Raw genomic sequence first — 16,525 nt, forward strand, 5'->3', positions numbered from 1 at the left:
AAAGTTTCACTTTATTTAATATTAAAAGTTTGTTCACCTAATTTATCGCCACTAACGCCTTGTGTAGCAATTAATGTTACAGGTGTTTCTGAATCATCTAATTCATAAGCTACTGCATTTTTAACTGTACCATCTTTTTTAATTGTTTCTAATTGAGAATCGAGAAATTGGTCATCTGGAAGTCCACCAACTTCAAGAGTATTGACTGAATTAGGATTATTGTCTTGTATTGCTTTAAATACTGCCACCCATCCAGTAGTAGGGTTAATTTCTTTATCACTTAAATTAGTTGTTTCATACCAAATTGCAAATACAGGTTTTTTACCATATTCATTTCCTTTTTCACCAACTTGAATAACTTTAGTTTCTGTAATTTTAATTTTCAAGTCATTTAATTTTGCTTCATTATTTTTGAAATAAACTTTATTATTCGTCTCTTTTTTTTCATTTGTATTTTCTGTAGTTGCTTCTTTATTTGCAGAATTAGAACCATTTTTCGTTCCTTCGTCTTGATTGCTACAACCAGCAATTATAGATAGTGTTAGTGCAGAAGTTAATATTAAAGTTTTTTTCATCATGTTACATTTCTCCTTATGTTTTAATTTGATTATTATTGGTATAACTCGCTTTCTGAATGTAGATTCAATGTTTTTTATAATGTCTCCAAACCAAGAACTGCTTGTGTTTTTAGTCCAAAATGTTATGCAATAAAAAATATCTCGAATTTGAGATAAATTACTTGCTTTTTAATCACTTGAGTTGTAAAGTGATAGTAACGAAAGTAATTGAGTCATATGAAAAACATATACTCAGTTGCTTTCGATTAAAAAAACGAAGTAACTTATTCAGTAAAAACTAAGATGAATTTACAAAAATATAATGAGAATAAATTAAAAAGCTAAGAAGCATATTATTTTTTAGGTATCACTTGACTAGTAAAATGAAACGGAGGAATTATCAATGTATGAAATTAAAGGGCATCATCACATTTCAATGGTTACAAAAAACGGAAGTGAGAATAACCATTTTTATAAAAATGTGCTTGGGTTACGTCGTGTGAAAATGACAGTAAACCAAGATGATCCGTCCATGTATCACTTATTTTACGGAGATAAAACAGGAAGTCCAGGTACGGAGCTATCATTTTTTGAAATGCCTTTAGTAGGAAAAACGTACCGTGGTACGAATGCAATTACGCGAATTGGATTAATCGTTCTTTCAGAGGAAAGCTTACATTACTGGAAAGAACGATTTGAGAAATTTGATGTAAAACATAGTGAAATAACAACATATGCCAATCGTCCTGCTTTGCAATTTGAGGATGCGGAAGGTCTTCGCCTCGTGCTACTCGTTTCAAACGGAGAAAAAGTGGAGCACTGGGAAACGTGGGAGAAATCCGAAGTTCTGGCTGAACATCAAATTCAAGGAATGGGTTCTGTGGAAATGACAGTGCGTAGACTTGATAAACTGGCGAGTACATTAACAGACATATTTGGTTATATAGAGGTTAGCCGAAGCGAAGAAGAAGCGATTTTCCAGTCTATTAAAGGGGAAGCTTTTGGAGAAATCGTTGTGAAATATTTAGATGGTCCTACTGAAAAGCCGGGCCGAGGCAGCATTCACCATTTAGCAATTCGCGTGAAAAATAGTGCAGAGCTTGCTTATTGGGAAGAACAGGTAATAAAAAAAGGTTTCCATTCTTCAGGCATTATCGACCGTTTCTACTTTAAAAGCTTATACTTCCGTGAATCAAACGGAATTCTATTTGAAATTGCGACAGATGGACCAGGATTTACAGTTGATGGAGATGTAGAACATTTAGGAGAAAAACTTGATTTACCACCGTTCTTAGAGGAGCAGCGAGCAGAAATTGAAGCGAAATTAGCACCTATTGAAGAGAAATAATAGAAGAGAAAATATAAATTTAAAAACCATTGGAGGAATATAAAATGAACCAATTAAAAGGAATTCACCACGTTACAGCAATTACAAGTAGTGCAGAAAAGAACTATGAGTTTTTCACTCACGTTTTAGGAATGCGTTTAGTTAAAAAAACAGTAAACCAAGATGATATTCAAACGTACCATTTATTCTTTGCAGATGATAAAGGTAGTGCAGGGACAGATATGACATTCTTTGACTTCCCAGGTATTCCAAAAGGAGTACACGGTACAAATGAAATTTCAAAAACTTCATTCCGTGTTCCAACTGACGCAGCGTTAGCGTATTGGGTGAAACGTTTTGACCGTCTGGAAGTGGAGCATACAGGAATTAAAGAGCAATTTGGTAAGAAAACTCTTTCGTTCGTTGACTTTGATGATCAACACTATCAATTAATCTCAGATGAATTAGATAACGGGATAGAATCAGGTACACCGTGGCAAAACGGTCCAGTGCCATTAGAATATGCAATTACTGGCTTAGGACCTGTATTTATTCGTATCGCAAACTTTAGTTTCTTTAAAGAAGTGTTAGAAAAAGTTCTATTATTTAAAGAGATTGCGCAAGAAGGAGAATTCTATTTATTTGAAGTAAACGAAGGCGGAAACGGTGCATCTGTCATTGTAGAACATAATACGGTTCTTCCAGAAGCAAGACAAGGTTTTGGTACAGTGCACCATGCTGCATTCCGCGTAGAAGATCGCGCTGTATTAGAAGAATGGATTGAGAGAATCGGTAGCGTAGGGCTTCCTTCATCTGGCTATGTAAATCGTCACTTCTTCGAGTCATTATACGCAAGAGTTGCACCACAAATTTTATTTGAATTCGCGACAGACGGCCCAGGATTTATGGGAGATGAGCCATACGAAACACTTGGCGAAAAATTATCTCTACCTCCGTTCCTAGAGCCAAAACGTGAAGAAATCGAAAAATTAGTTCGTCCAATCGATACAGTAAGAAGCACGAAGGAATTTATTAAAGAGTAACAATAGAGATAATAGGTAGGAGAGCAAGTAGTTTTAGCGGATAGCTGGAACTGCTTGTTTTTTTATTTGGGCTATAAAATTTTCTGAAAAATGTTTCTCAAGTTTTTAAAATAGAAATATTTGGTATAATTCATTTAAATTATAAATTTTCTGACAATTATTTTTCAATACATAGAAAAGAGGTGATAATATACAATTTTGATAATTGTATAAATATCCTAATTTTATAAGTTTGGATAAAAGGGGATGCGAGTGTATGGGAGCAGATGTAGTAACAAGGGAGCAACTGAAACATTCTTTAGATGATTGGTATCGTGTAATGTTGCAGCAAGATTTTGTGCAATCAAAATCTTTGAAAGAAGAGATTGAATCGAAAATTAATGATTTCAAAGAGGAAAAGAATATATCCTTTTTCTATTCTTTATTAGAATTTCGTTATCAAGTATTAGTAGATAGTCTAAGTGTTACAAATAGTAGCTTTGATAGAATTGATTCTTTATATATTGTTGATGATAATGTTTTAACATATTATTATCATTTCTTTAAAGCGATTAAAGAAACATTAGTGACGAATTATAAAGCTGCAAGTGAAGAATTTGAGAAAGCAGAATTAATACTAGGGAATATTACAAATCCAGTAGAACATGCGGAGTTTTATTATCGACTAGGCTATTATTACTACCAATCATATCAACCAATTTTAGGAATTGATAATGTGAATAAGGCAAGAGAAGAGTTTGAGAGGCATAGTGGGTATGAACTAAGTGTAGCGCTTTGTAAAAATATATACGGGCTATGTAGTGTAGACTTAAAACAATTTTCGCTAGCAGAAGAAAGTTTCGATTCTGCATTAAATATTTTCCAACATCAACAAGTAGAACGATACATTCTAATGGTGAAAAGTAATTTAGGATGGTTATATGGAAGTCAAAATCTTTCAGAATTATCAATTCGTCATATTTCTGAAGTTGTTGAAAAATCACCTAAGCACTATAAAGGGGTATTTACTTTAGCTGAAGAGAATTACAAACTAAACAGAGTAGAATTAGCGAATGAGTTTATCGAATTAGGATTAAAAGTTTGTAATGAATTGAAAAATCAAGAGTTTCAATATCGTTTTATGATTTTAAAAGAATTGAATAAAAAATCCAATACAGCAGAATTAGAAAGAGTGGTTCTAGAAGGAATCTCGTATTTTGAAAAGGAATCATTATGGGACTGTATAGAAGAATATACTGAAAAGTTAGCAATACGATTTTATGAGGAATCAAATGATTCTAAAGCTAGTGAATATTTTTATATGAGTAATAAAGCGAGTAAAAAATACTTAGAAAAAGGAGCTTTGAAATAATGAAAAAATTAGGTGTGATAGTAACAGGATTAATAACAACGACTGTTTTAGCATTTGGTTTAAGTAGTTTAGGTGATCAGAGCCAGGCTTTAAATCGAGGGGATGGAGGAGCACCAGCAAGACCAGATTATGTAAGTGTCGGGGACGGTGGAGGAGCGCCAGCCAACTTCAATAAAGGAGATGGCGGAGCACCAGCAGATAATAGAGGCGACGGCGGTGGAGTAAGACAACTCTAATAACAAAGAAAGGGACTTCATGTTGAAGTCTCTTTCTTTGTTATTAGGACATGCAGAGAAAAGAATTGACTTACTTTAAATATGTAACTATAATAGTTACAAAATAACCATCAGTAATAGAAGTGAGTAATATTTTTTTAATATAATTGTAACTAATTTAGTTACAATTAAAATTAATTATAAAACAACCAAAAAATGTAAAAACTTTAAATAGCAACAAGAGAAAGGAGACGGGAATGTTGAAACGGTTTAAATTTTATTTCATTAGCGCTATTGTGCTCATTTTGCTTATCGTATGTAACTTCGTTGATAAGCCGATTGCGAAGGTTGGAGAAGTGAAAGATACTGTTGTGATGAAGCTACATACGAAAGAGAGTATGGCGCAGATTGATGGGCAGACGATTTATTTTAAGCAAATTGGTGAGGGGAAGCCGCCTTTACTTATGCTTCACGGGTTTGGTGGTTCTTCAGATGGGTTTAGTGATATTTATCCGGAACTTATGAAGAATCATACGATTATTGCAGTTGATATTTTAGGGTTTGGCCGTTCTTCTAAGCCAGTTGATTTTGAGTATTCGTTTCCTACACAAGTGAATTTATATTATAAGTTAATGAAGAAACTCGGATACGATCAGTTTGCGGTGCTCGGTCATTCAATGGGCGGAGAGATGTCACTAAATTTAGCGTATTTATATCCGGATGCAGTAACGCATCTCGTTTTAGCAGACTCTACAGGGATAGAGTCTTTCCAGCAAAAAGAAAGTTATGAAGTGCCGCCACTATCAACAGACTTACAAACTGTAACAGAGATTACGGATTATAATAAAAACGCGGTGAAAAATAGTCGCGACGATAAAGAGCATTATGATCAGCTTACGAAGATGAGAGAGCGCCGCATCGCGATGGAAGCAGACAAGATTAAGGTGCCGACTTTAATTATATGGGGACGACACGATAAGAGCGTTTCTTGGAAAAATGGTGAACTGTATCATGAGCTATTTGCGAATAGTACGTTCCATATCATTGAAAAAGGATACCACGCACCGTTTCGCCAGGAGCCAATCGAATTTATGGAATATGTACAAGCGTTCTTCGCGAAGAATCCGCAATAAAGTGAAACTTTAATCAGTGGGGGTTCTTCATCCCCACTGATTATTAGTTGAACCAATCGGGCTTTTACGGGCAGTTGATCTCCCGCCTAACTTCTTCGCTCCAGCCGAGTTTTGAGGTGGGAGTCTTACTGTCCCGTTAATGCGGGGTAAATTTTAAGCATAAATCCACTTCTTTCCTCATACAGTGAAACTAATAAGGCTTGTCTAAGGAAAGGAATGAAGTTAAGTGGAAACTTTACCATGGTGGGTGTATCTTGTAATCGTAGGGATCGTATTAAGTGGCTACATGGTTTTATATACTTCAAAAAAAGAACAAGATATGGATAATGAGTTTATTGAAAAAGAAGGCGAAGTATATATGAAGCGTTTAGAAGAAGAGCGAGAGAAGCGTAATCAAAGTAGTGATAAAGATTCGGTATTGCTGTAATAGAAATTTTTGAAGAAGAGAAATGGATTTTATTTCTCTTCTTTTTTTATTAGCTGTCATTTTAAAATTGGAGACTTACTAAATGAAAAGGTAATTGATTTTACATAAATAAAACTATATATTCTAATTACCAAACGTCAATAAAGAGGGTGGGAACTAACATGAATACAAAAAAATTTCAAACCTATGTAGCGTTGTCAACAAAAGACTGGAGTGCTGAAACATTAGTAAGAACCTTAGAAGAGATTGTAACTTCGGCAAAAGAATATGAAAATGATTATGTTGAGATTCATCAAGTTTTAGAAACGGTAGTAACAGAAGTTGAAGTTGAGTATGTAATCATTTTAAATCATACAAGAAACTTAGATGATTTGGGGAAATATCTTAAATGATTTGTATCAAACAAATAATGTGTATAAAAAAGAGAAGCTTTCTGTCGCATTATGAAAAAGAAGGCGAAGTGTATATGAAACGTTTAGAAGAAGAGCGAGAGAAACAGAATCAGGATAGTGATAAAGACTCGGTTTTATTATAATTAGAGTAGAGTGGATAACGTATCGTTATCCACTTTTTTATTTCCTGAAATATATCAACGATTTTTCAAATATATCGAACACAACTTGGAATATATCAACGATTCGACACAAGATATCGACTTACCGACACAAAGCGACGATATTAAGTGGTACAATTATTGTTCGGGAAATTATTATAGAAGAAAAATATATGAAATCGACACGCTATATAGTGCCATGACAACCTGTAACGCACAAGTTGCACAACTTACGCAACGACAACTCGCTTTACTCTTCATCAGTTATTTGCCCATACTAGACGTAGAGAGGTGATAAACACAGTATGATTTTTAGCGAACGTTTAAAAGAAGAACGAGAAAAACGAAATTGGTCGCAACATGATTTGGCTGAAAAAATTCATGTAAGTAGGCAATCTGTTTCGAAATGGGAGACGGGAAAGAACTATCCGAGCATTGAAATTATTATTCATTTAAGCGATCTGTTCGGTATTACGATTGATGAACTGCTAAGGAGTGATGAAGAGTTGACGCAGAAAGTTATTGAAGATAGTAAGCAATTAGCGCATCCAAAGTGGAAGGTGTTTTTCGATAGTTTATTTATGATGGGTGTATTTTTATTTATTACAAAAATCGTTGTATGGACATTAAACAAGTTTGCAGGCGCAAGCATTACAATTTTAGCGGATGCGCCATATGTAATGAACTTTTTACCCCTCATATTAATGGTTATAAGTGGAACGGCTTCTGATAAGTTGAAAAAAATGTATAGATAGTGAAAGAAATCCCCGACACTAGCTGTTCTTTTCATACAAATTGTGTACTATAAAGAATAGATAGGAAGGGGACATATAGAATGGAATTTCATGAACAAAAGATTTTGCCGGCAGTGAGGCAAATTAAAGATTTGGAAAAGCTATTACATAGTTCGTATGAGTATATCGTTATTTTAGATATTCATGTCGGTCAATTGAGGAGTGTTGTATCACTTGCGAAGCAATATTGTAAGAAGGTATTTTTACATGTGGATTTAATTCATGGCTTGCAGAGTGATGGGCATGCGACGGAGTATTTATGCCAAGAGTTTAGACCGTACGGGTTACTTTCGACGAAGGCTGGCGTCATTATGAAGGCGAAGCAAAAGGGCGTTGTGGCAATTCAGCGTATCTTTTTAATCGATTCTAGCGCAATGGAGAAGAGTTGCAATCTGTTAGAAAAGACGAAACCGGATTATATTGAGGTGCTTCCAGGGGCAATGACGGACATTATCGCTGAAGTGAAAGAGCGCACTGGTGTACCGATTTTGGCGGGTGGTTTCATTCGTACTGTGGAAGATGTTGAAAGAGCTTTAAATGCTGGTGCGACAGCAATTACGACATCCAAAAAAGAACTATGGAAACATTACCAAAAAAAGTGACGAAAATGTGAAAAAATTCTGTTGACACCGCTTTCATGAAAGGTTAACATTATAGACAAGTTAATAAACGTGACGGAGAAAAGAAGAGATCCACATTTTATTGTTTCTATATATTTTATATAGAAGCATGTAAGCTGTGGATCTTTTTCTTTTGAAAAAAACGAATGGCCATTCATTTTACCTCTATCACATTTGAAAGCGTTTAAATTGATTGTGGAGGGATACTATGTCAGCATTTTTAGGAGAGTTAGTAGGGACTGCATTGTTAATCTTACTTGGTGGCGGTGTTTGCGCTGGTGTAAGTTTAAAGAAGTCGTTTGCGAAAGATTCTGGTTGGATTGTCATTACAATGGGCTGGGGCTTAGCGGTAGCAGTTGCAGCGTACGCGGTTGGATCAATTAGTGGGGCACATTTGAATCCGGCTTTAACGATAGGGCTTGCTTTTAAGGGAGCGTTCCCATGGAGTGACGTACCAGGTTATATCGCAGCACAAATGATTGGGGCAATTATCGGGGCAGTTCTTGTATATTTACATTACTTACCACACTGGAAAGAAACAGAAGATCCAGGAACAAAATTAGGTGTATTTGCAACAGGTCCAGCAATTCCGAACACATTTACAAACCTTTTAAGTGAAATGATTGGAACATTCGTTTTAGTATTTGGTATATTAGCAATTGGAGCAAATAAATTTGCAGATGGTTTAAATCCATTTATCGTAGGTTTCTTAATTGTAAGTATTGGTTTATCATTAGGTGGAACAACAGGATACGCGATTAACCCGGCTCGTGATTTAGGTCCGCGTATCGCACACTTCTTCCTTCCGATTGCAGGAAAAGGCGGTTCAAACTGGAAGTATGCATGGATTCCAGTAGTTGGTCCAATTTTAGGTGGATCACTTGCAGGATTATTCCATCAAGTTGTATTTGAAGGAAAACAAAATGCAGCACTTATTTATGTGATTATTGCAACTGTGATCGTACTAGCAATCTCTTATATGACAAGTAAAAAAAGTGAAAACAATACAAATAGTAGAAAAGTAGCATAGGGGGAAACCGATATGAAAAAATATATTCTTTCATTAGACCAAGGAACAACTAGCTCACGCGCAATTCTGTTCAATAAAAAAGGTGAAATTGTTCATTCAGCTCAAAAAGAGTTTACACAACATTTTCCGAAGCCAGGTTGGGTAGAGCATAATGCACAAGAAATTTGGGGATCTATTTTAGCAGTTATCGCAACTTGCTTAAGCGAAGCAGATGTAAAACCAGAACAAATCGCTGGTATCGGTATTACGAACCAACGTGAAACAGCGGTTGTTTGGGATAAAACGACTGGAAAACCAATTTACAACGCAATCGTATGGCAATCTCGTCAAACAGTTGAAATTTGTGATGAGTTAAAAGAAAAAGGTTATAGCGAAACGGTTCGCGAAAAAACAGGTCTTTTAATTGACGCATACTTCTCTGGTACGAAAGTAAAATGGATTTTAGATAACGTTGAAGGTGCAAGAGAAAAAGCAGAAAATGGCGAGTTATTATTCGGAACAATTGATACGTGGCTTGTGTGGAAATTGTCTGGTGGTAAAGCGCACGTAACAGATTACTCAAATGCATCACGTACATTAATGTTTAACATTCACGACTTACAGTGGGATGATGAGCTTCTAGACATGTTAACAGTACCAAAGAGCATGCTTCCAGAAGTACGTCCATCATCTGAAATATATGGAGAAACAATTGACTATCACTTCTTCGGCCAAAATGTACCGATTGCAGGTGTAGCTGGTGACCAACAAGCAGCATTATTTGGACAAGCTTGTTTCGGTGAAGGTATGGCGAAAAATACTTACGGAACTGGTTGCTTCATGTTAATGAACACAGGTGAAAAAGCAGTAGCTTCTGAGCATGGCCTATTAACAACAATTGCATGGGGTTTAGATGGTAAAGTAAACTATGCATTAGAAGGAAGTATTTTCGTAGCAGGTTCTGCAATTCAGTGGTTACGTGACGGAATGCGCATGTTTAAAGATGCAAGTGAGAGTGAAGTATACGCATCACGCGTTGCATCAACTGAAGGTGTATACGTTGTACCAGCATTCGTAGGTTTAGGCACACCGTACTGGGATAGTGAAGTACGCGGCGCTATGTTTGGTGTAACGCGCGGTACGACGAAAGAGCATTTCATTCGTGCAACACTAGAATCTTTAGCTTACCAAACGAAAGATGTATTATGTGCAATGGAAGCAGATTCAGGTATTGAACTGAATACATTACGCGTTGATGGTGGAGCTGTTAAAAATAACTTCTTAATGAAGTTCCAAAGTGATATTTTAGACGTTCCTGTAGAGCGTCCAGTGATCAATGAAACGACAGCTTTAGGTGCAGCGTATTTAGCTGGTCTTGCGGTTGGATATTGGAAAAACCAAGATGAAATTAAAGAACAGTGGCATATGGACAAACGCTTTGAACCAACGATGGAAGCGGAAACAAGCGAAGAGCTATATGCTGGATGGAAAAAAGCAATTGAAGCAACAAAAGCTTTCAAATAATCATAAACAGTGTTATAATGGTGACAAGTTAATAATTCGGTAGGAGATTTGGAGAGACCACAACACGCTATAGAGGCGAAATCTATAGCGGAGTTCGTGGTCTCTTTTTTCGTTATCAAAGGGAGGAATTACCATGAAATTTTCAAGTAAACAACGTAAAGACGTATTAAACGGAGTAAATAAACAAGAGTTAGATGTGATCGTAATTGGTGGAGGTATTACTGGTTCTGGTATTGCATTAGATGGGGCAACACGCGGATTATCAACAATTGTGTTTGAAATGCAGGACTTTGCAGCAGGTACATCAAGTCGTTCAACGAAACTTGTACACGGTGGTCTACGTTATTTAAAACAACTTGAAGTGAAAATGGTAGCAGAGGTGGGGAAAGAGCGTGCAATCGTATATGAGAACGGTCCCCATGTAACAACACCAGAGTGGATGTTACTTCCGTTCCATACAGGCGGTACGTTCGGATCATTTAGTACATCAATTGGTCTTCGTGTATATGACTTCTTAGCAGGCGTAAAACGAAGCGAGCGCAGAAAAATGTTTAACCGTGAAGAAACATTAAACAAAGAGCCTCTTGTAAAAAAAGAAGGATTAAAAGGCGGCGGTTACTACGTAGAATATCGTACAGACGATGCGCGTCTTACAATTGAAGTAATGAAAGAAGCAATTGAACACGGCGCAAAAGCTGTTAACTACGCAAAAGTAGACGGTTTCTTATATAAAGATGGAAAAGTATGCGGTGTACGTGTAATCGATTTACTAGATGGAGAAGTATATGAAGTGTACGGTAAGAAAATTGTAAATGCAGCTGGTCCTTGGGTAGATACACTTCGTGAAAAAGATAACTCGAAAAAAGGGAAAGTACTTCAGTTATCAAAAGGTGTGCACTTAGTAATTGATCAAAAACGTTTCCCATTAGGGCAAGCTATTTACTTCGATACACCAGATAAACGTATGGTGTTCGCGATTCCTCGCGGCGGAAAAACATACGTAGGTACAACAGATACGTTCTATGATAAAGACGCAGCTGTACCACACATGACAACAGAAGATCGCACATACATCATTAACGCGATTAACTACATGTTCCCAAGTGTGAAAATTACAGAAAAAGATGTGGAATCAAGTTGGGCTGGTGTACGTCCATTAATTTATGAAGAAGGTAAGAATGCATCTGAAATTTCTCGTAAAGATGAAATTTGGACTTCTGAATCTGGTTTAATTACAATCGCTGGCGGAAAATTAACAGGATACCGCAAAATGGCTGAAATGGTAGTAGACTACGTAACGAACTTACTACAAAAAGAAGGTCATAATGCATATCCGAAGAGTGACACGAAACATATGCCAATCTCTGGTGGACATGTAAGTGGTTCACACGGATTCCCGGCATTCGTTGCGAAAAAAGCAGACGAGGGTACGAAATCTGGTTTAACGAAAGCACAAGCAGAAGAATTCGCGAAATTCTACGGCTCTAACGTTGACGTACTATTCGACTTAGCGAAAAAACATAAAGATGAAGCGAAAGAATATAACATGCCGCTTGACGTTCTAATCCCGCTTGTATACGCAATGGATTACGAAATGACAGCAAAACCAGTTGACTTCTTCGTACGCCGCAGAGGGGCTGTATTCTTCAACATCCACTGGGTATACGAGTGGAAAGAAGCAGTAATCAACTATATGGCTGCGAAACTAGGCTGGAGCAAAGAAGAACAAATGAAATACACAGCTGAATTAGAAAAAGCATTAACAGACGCTGTAATTCCTGTAGATCAACAAGAGCAAGCAGCTGCGTTAGCATAAAATAGAGAACCACCTGAAGGGGAGCCTTTAGGTGGTTTTTTTGTGATTTTAAATACTATGCTTGTATTTTATAACCAAAAAACCTAATATTTAGTTTGTTGAGAGAAGTTTCATACGAAAAATAAGATACCAATATGAGGTGTAGCATGAAAAAATTAATTACTTATGACCCTGAAATCCAGATGGCATATCTGTATGTAATTCCATTCACTTCAGAAATTGAGATTGAATCGACTGAAGAGTTAGAAGAAAATCCAAAACTAAATTTAGATATAGATCAATTTGATCGTATAGTGGGGATTGAGTTTTTTGGAGAAAATGCTGATAAATTAAAAGAATTAACAAATATGAGTAAAATATATAAAAAGAAAGCTTCAAACGATAATGCATACATATACTCATTTAGAGTTTCTCAGGATAATTATTTGCAAAAAGTGTTATTTCATAATATCGTATTTTATTTTGCAGATAAGAAGTATGAAGAATTTATTGGTTTTGATATTATCAAGCCATCTTTGTATGGCCATGAAATATTAGATTCTTTAAGTGAGCGTTAGAAAGAAAGAGGACTCAATTAAATGGGTTCTCTTTTTAATTTAGCTGAGGGAACTCAATCGGTCATAAAAAGTCATCTAGAAGGCTTAGGATGATGACTTTGATAAAAACATTTATGACACAATCTAGAACTACTAGAAAACTAAGACAAAACCCTTATTGCAAACTTAAAGAGCGCCTTGGGAGAAAGACGCTCTTTAGGTGAATATATTGTAACGACTATTCGGTTTATTAAATGTAATTTGTTGAGGAAGTGATTTGTAAAAAATGTTATTTTAAAAATTAAAGGAGCAATTGATGGAATCAAAAATTCCTAGGGTACTATTCAGTGGAAGTGAAAATGAATTTGAACTTTAGAGGGAAGTGGAGTTAGCTAATGAAGTTAAGCGGTAGTTCATTGATAAAGGTGTAACCAAACGGTATGAGCATTGTCAGCCGTATTTTTTTTTATGTATTTATAAAACTTTTCCATACAGTACGTCGTCTAATATATGGGAAGGAGGAAATAACAGTAAATAAAAATCTATAAAAAACTATAAAAATTTACAATTATATGTTACGTTTTTTTACAAAATTCAACATATAATATTTTCAGGTAATGAAAATAAAAAATTATATTTCAATTGGGAAAGCTGCAAACATATTAGGAAAAACGCAACAAACTTTACGGAATTGGGATAAAGAAGGTGTTTTTATTGCGGATAGAACACATTGAAAAAACACGAAGAATCCGAATTAGTGGAAGATCTTATAGCAATCACAGCCTCTTTTTCTGCAAAAATTCATGGGAAAAGAGGAGGTAGAAAATTAGAAAATGCAATAAAATTCGTATTAGAAAAGGGTGGAAAGGATGAAAACAACACGGGCTTGTAAAATCGGTTCTATTACAAAAGAACAGACGGAAGATTTAATTACTTTGATTCGTACGTTCGAAAGTGCAAAAAGATATAGTTTGAATCGTTTGATTGATGGCGAAAACGAGAAAGAATTGATAAAAAAATTACAGCCTAAATATTTGTTAAATAAACGTTTTTGTGAAGATGCGGTTTTACAAGCGCAAACGATCCTTTCCTCTCAAAAAGAACTTCTTCCAGTTTACCTAGAAAACAATCAAAAAAAGTTAGAAAAGACGTTACAAAAAATAGATGATTATGAAAGCGGCAAAAAAAGACCTAAACAAGTTTCGTTAGAAACTTGTTTAATTGGTTTAAGAAAACGAAAACAAAAATTAGAACAAAGAATGGAAACGTATGCAAAACATATTAAAAATGAAACATTACCTCCTATTATTTTTGGTGGGCGGAAAAATTTCTATGAAAGAATGAAAAACAAGATATCCAATCAAGAATGGAAAGATTTGCGTACACGACAATTATATTCTCGTGGAGATAAAAGCAAAAAAGGGAATTTGAACATGCGCATTACAGTTGATGACTGTGGGCAAGGATGGTTAGAAATTGCAAATCCATTAGGACTAACAAATGGAAAAACAAAAAGCCCACGAATCAAAGTTCCGATTATCATTCCATATCGTTTTTATCATCAAATTACAAATGTCGTTATGGGAGAGCAAATCGGTGTAAATCCAAAAGGAAAACCGATGATAGAGCATCAAAAATATAGTGTAGAAATCATTCGTAAACAAAGTGAATTTTATGTAAATATTACGTTTGATGAAACGGAAATAGGTCGCGTACTAGATTTCAAGGAAACACCACAATCAGATGTAATGGCAGGAATCGATGTAAATCCGGACCGTATTGCAGTTAGTTTATGTACAAAACAAGGTAATTTTAAAGGTTCAAAAATTTTTTATCTACACAATCTTAATACGTTTTCAACAAACAAACGCGGAACGATAATTGGACAAATCGTACAACAAATTAAAACATGGTTGTTGGAAAACAATGTAGGTGGAATTGTTTTAGAAGAGTTAAAGTTTCAACAATCTCATGATACTGATAAATACAGTAATCGTAATTTCCATCAATTTACGTATAAAAAGATGTTGAACAATTTAATTCGTATGGCTCTTCGCAAAGGGTTTTCTGTCAAAACAGTGAATCCTGCTTATACAAGTGTGATTGGAAAATTAAAATATAGTAAAAAATACGGTATTAGCGTTCATGAAACAGCCGCATTCACGATTGCAAGACGTGGATTAGAATTGCAAGAACAATTACCAAAAGAGATTATTTTATTATTAAAAAACCAAATTACAACAAAACTGCGTATTCTTGTTGCTTCTATGGAAGAAAGTAAAAAGAATACGGATACGAAAAAAGTATATAAAAAATGGTTACAAACAATTAAAACGTGGAAAGAACATCACAATTGGAAATTGTGGAGCATTCTTCACAAAACTGTTTATATGAGCAATCAACAATTCGTATTTAAAATTTAAATGAGAAGGGGGATACTGGTTTATTTCTTATAACCTCTTGCATACTACTGACTTGGATGAATGGTAGTATGCAAGAACAGACCGTTCCTAACAGGAACCTGCCGTCATTCTTTCACAATAGGTGGATGAAAAGGTCACAGCCCTTACGGACAGGAAAAAGGTGAGATTCCTTTTCGGTAGTTGGCATTTGACTTGGTTCGCCAACAATTTATAGATTTTTATAAGAATTTCAAACCAGGAAATGATGTGGATGAATTAACGGTAGAAGCGTTTGAAATAGAAGATAAGGAACTCCTTATCGATGAAATCATGAACAAGTATGGACAAGAAGTCTTACAGCTTGTGTATTCATATGTGAATAATAAAGAGGTTGCGGAGGATTTAACGCAAGATATATTTGTGAAATGCTATAAATCTCTTCATACATATAAAGGGAATTCGAACTTGAAAACATGGTTATGGAGAATTGCAATCAATCATTGTAAGGATTATTTAAAAAGTTGGTATAACAAAAAAGTTATCGTTACAGAGGATAACTTTACGTATATGGAGAGTCAAAAAGAAAGTGTGGAACAAACTGTCATTCAAAATGCGGAGGATCGTGAACTGGCTTCTGCAGTAATGAATTTACCGATAAAATATCGAGAAGTTATTTATCTATTTTATTATGAAGAGTTATCAATTAAAGAGATTGCGATTGTAATAGATGTGAAGGAAAACACGATAAAAACGAGATTGAAAAAAGCGAAGGAGCTTTTGAAGAAAGGATTGGAGGAATAATCAAATGGAAGATCGATTAAAAGGCCTACGAAAATCAATGGAGAATACAACGTTTAAACATTTGAGTTTTTCTGATCAACATCGAAAGCAGGTGCGCGAAAAAATCAATGCGTCAAACGAAAAGGAAGAGGACATCTCTTTAGCGATTTTACAACTCCTCAGTAATGAAAAAACAGGGTACGAATTGTCACAGCTACTACGAGGGAGAGGGATTCGGAAATTCGAAGGAAATGAAGGGTTTTTATATACCGTATTACATCGTCTAGAACAGAATCGTTTTATCCAATCTAGCTGGGATCATGCAGGAGCGAAATATTATCAATTAAATGATAAAGGAAGAAAGATGCTGCGAAAGGCAGAAAAAAATGCTACGAAGGTACAATTTATATTAAAAGGCTTAGTACAGGAGTGAGGCGA

Annotated in this window: 18 protein-coding genes and 1 pseudogene; 18 read left to right on the forward strand and 1 reads right to left on the reverse strand. The window is 35.3% G+C overall.

The annotated features are described in order from the left end of the window. Positions 1 to 11 precede the first annotated feature (11 nt). On the reverse strand, positions 12 to 578 hold the full coding sequence (locus tag ACTFOB_RS08200; protein ID WP_440026597.1) for a DUF5067 domain-containing protein: 567 nt from the start codon (positions 576 to 578) through the stop codon (positions 12 to 14). Positions 579 to 960: 382 nt separating this feature from the next. Here ACTFOB_RS08200 and ACTFOB_RS08205 point away from each other — a divergent pair, with 382 nt between their 5' ends. The 18 genes and pseudogenes from ACTFOB_RS08205 (at position 961) to ACTFOB_RS08290 (ending at position 16,520) form a co-directional block, all read left to right on the forward strand. Further along, a complete protein-coding gene (locus tag ACTFOB_RS08205) occupies positions 961 to 1,905 on the forward strand; it encodes a ring-cleaving dioxygenase (RefSeq protein ID WP_440026599.1) in 945 nt (314 codons plus the stop codon). Positions 1,906 to 1,949: 44 nt separating this feature from the next. After that, positions 1,950 to 2,927 carry a ring-cleaving dioxygenase gene (locus ACTFOB_RS08210; protein ID WP_440026600.1) on the forward strand — a complete coding sequence of 326 codons (978 nt, stop codon included), beginning with the start codon at positions 1,950 to 1,952 and terminating at the stop codon, positions 2,925 to 2,927. 256 nt (positions 2,928 to 3,183) lie between these two features. Continuing rightward, a complete protein-coding gene (locus ACTFOB_RS08215) occupies positions 3,184 to 4,278 on the forward strand; it encodes a hypothetical protein (protein WP_440026601.1) in 1,095 nt (364 codons plus the stop codon). Then, positions 4,278 to 4,514: a Phr family secreted Rap phosphatase inhibitor gene (locus tag ACTFOB_RS08220; protein ID WP_440026603.1), complete on the forward strand. Its 237-nt coding sequence runs from the start codon at positions 4,278 to 4,280 to the stop codon at positions 4,512 to 4,514. The genes ACTFOB_RS08215 and ACTFOB_RS08220 overlap by 1 nt, the downstream gene beginning before the upstream one ends. A gap of 236 nt (positions 4,515 to 4,750) precedes the next feature. After that, on the forward strand, positions 4,751 to 5,626 hold the full coding sequence (locus tag ACTFOB_RS08225; RefSeq protein WP_440026605.1) for an alpha/beta fold hydrolase: 876 nt from the start codon (positions 4,751 to 4,753) through the stop codon (positions 5,624 to 5,626). Between the two features lie 226 nt (positions 5,627 to 5,852). Then, a complete protein-coding gene (locus tag ACTFOB_RS08230) occupies positions 5,853 to 6,053 on the forward strand; it encodes a sporulation YhaL family protein (RefSeq protein ID WP_000449226.1) in 201 nt (66 codons plus the stop codon). A gap of 161 nt (positions 6,054 to 6,214) precedes the next feature. Beyond that, on the forward strand, positions 6,215 to 6,445 hold the full coding sequence (locus ACTFOB_RS08235) for a hypothetical protein (protein WP_440026607.1): 231 nt from the start codon (positions 6,215 to 6,217) through the stop codon (positions 6,443 to 6,445). A gap of 53 nt (positions 6,446 to 6,498) precedes the next feature. After that, positions 6,499 to 6,588, forward strand: a pseudogene (locus tag ACTFOB_RS08240) (sporulation YhaL family protein); the annotation flags it as partial. Between the two features lie 323 nt (positions 6,589 to 6,911). Further along, positions 6,912 to 7,361 (forward strand): helix-turn-helix domain-containing protein, encoded by a 450-nt coding sequence (locus ACTFOB_RS08245; RefSeq protein WP_440026609.1) that lies wholly within the window; start codon positions 6,912 to 6,914, stop codon positions 7,359 to 7,361. An 80-nt stretch (positions 7,362 to 7,441) separates the two neighbouring features. After that, complete coding sequence (glpP, locus tag ACTFOB_RS08250) at positions 7,442 to 8,002, forward strand: glycerol uptake operon antiterminator GlpP (protein WP_440026611.1); 561 nt, start codon at positions 7,442 to 7,444, stop codon at positions 8,000 to 8,002. A gap of 226 nt (positions 8,003 to 8,228) precedes the next feature. Then, entirely contained in the window at positions 8,229 to 9,050 is an 822-nt protein-coding gene (gene glpF / locus ACTFOB_RS08255) for a glycerol uptake facilitator protein GlpF (RefSeq protein ID WP_440026613.1), read from the forward strand. Positions 9,051 to 9,062: 12 nt separating this feature from the next. Further along, positions 9,063 to 10,553, forward strand: a complete 1,491-nt coding sequence (glpK, locus tag ACTFOB_RS08260; RefSeq protein ID WP_440026614.1) for a glycerol kinase GlpK — start codon at positions 9,063 to 9,065, stop codon at positions 10,551 to 10,553. Between the two features lie 133 nt (positions 10,554 to 10,686). Beyond that, positions 10,687 to 12,369 (forward strand): aerobic glycerol-3-phosphate dehydrogenase, encoded by a 1,683-nt coding sequence (gene glpD / locus ACTFOB_RS08265; RefSeq protein WP_440026616.1) that lies wholly within the window; start codon positions 10,687 to 10,689, stop codon positions 12,367 to 12,369. Positions 12,370 to 12,515: 146 nt separating this feature from the next. After that, positions 12,516 to 12,926 carry a DUF2283 domain-containing protein gene (locus tag ACTFOB_RS08270; RefSeq protein WP_440026617.1) on the forward strand — a complete coding sequence of 137 codons (411 nt, stop codon included), beginning with the start codon at positions 12,516 to 12,518 and terminating at the stop codon, positions 12,924 to 12,926. Between the two features lie 709 nt (positions 12,927 to 13,635). Continuing rightward, on the forward strand, positions 13,636 to 13,797 hold the full coding sequence (locus tag ACTFOB_RS08275) for a resolvase (protein ID WP_440026620.1): 162 nt from the start codon (positions 13,636 to 13,638) through the stop codon (positions 13,795 to 13,797). After that, a complete protein-coding gene (locus tag ACTFOB_RS08280; RefSeq protein ID WP_440026622.1) occupies positions 13,775 to 15,328 on the forward strand; it encodes an IS200/IS605 family accessory protein TnpB-related protein in 1,554 nt (517 codons plus the stop codon). The genes ACTFOB_RS08275 and ACTFOB_RS08280 overlap by 23 nt, the downstream gene beginning before the upstream one ends. A gap of 246 nt (positions 15,329 to 15,574) precedes the next feature. Then, a complete protein-coding gene (locus ACTFOB_RS08285; RefSeq protein ID WP_440026752.1) occupies positions 15,575 to 16,108 on the forward strand; it encodes a sigma-70 family RNA polymerase sigma factor in 534 nt (177 codons plus the stop codon). Positions 16,109 to 16,112: 4 nt separating this feature from the next. Next, complete coding sequence (locus ACTFOB_RS08290) at positions 16,113 to 16,520, forward strand: PadR family transcriptional regulator (RefSeq protein WP_016128876.1); 408 nt, start codon at positions 16,113 to 16,115, stop codon at positions 16,518 to 16,520. The last annotated feature ends 5 nt before the right edge of the window (positions 16,521 to 16,525 follow it).

Source organism: Bacillus cereus group sp. MYBK79-1, assembly GCF_051915365.1.
Lineage (GTDB): Bacteria > Bacillota > Bacilli > Bacillales > Bacillaceae_G > Bacillus_A.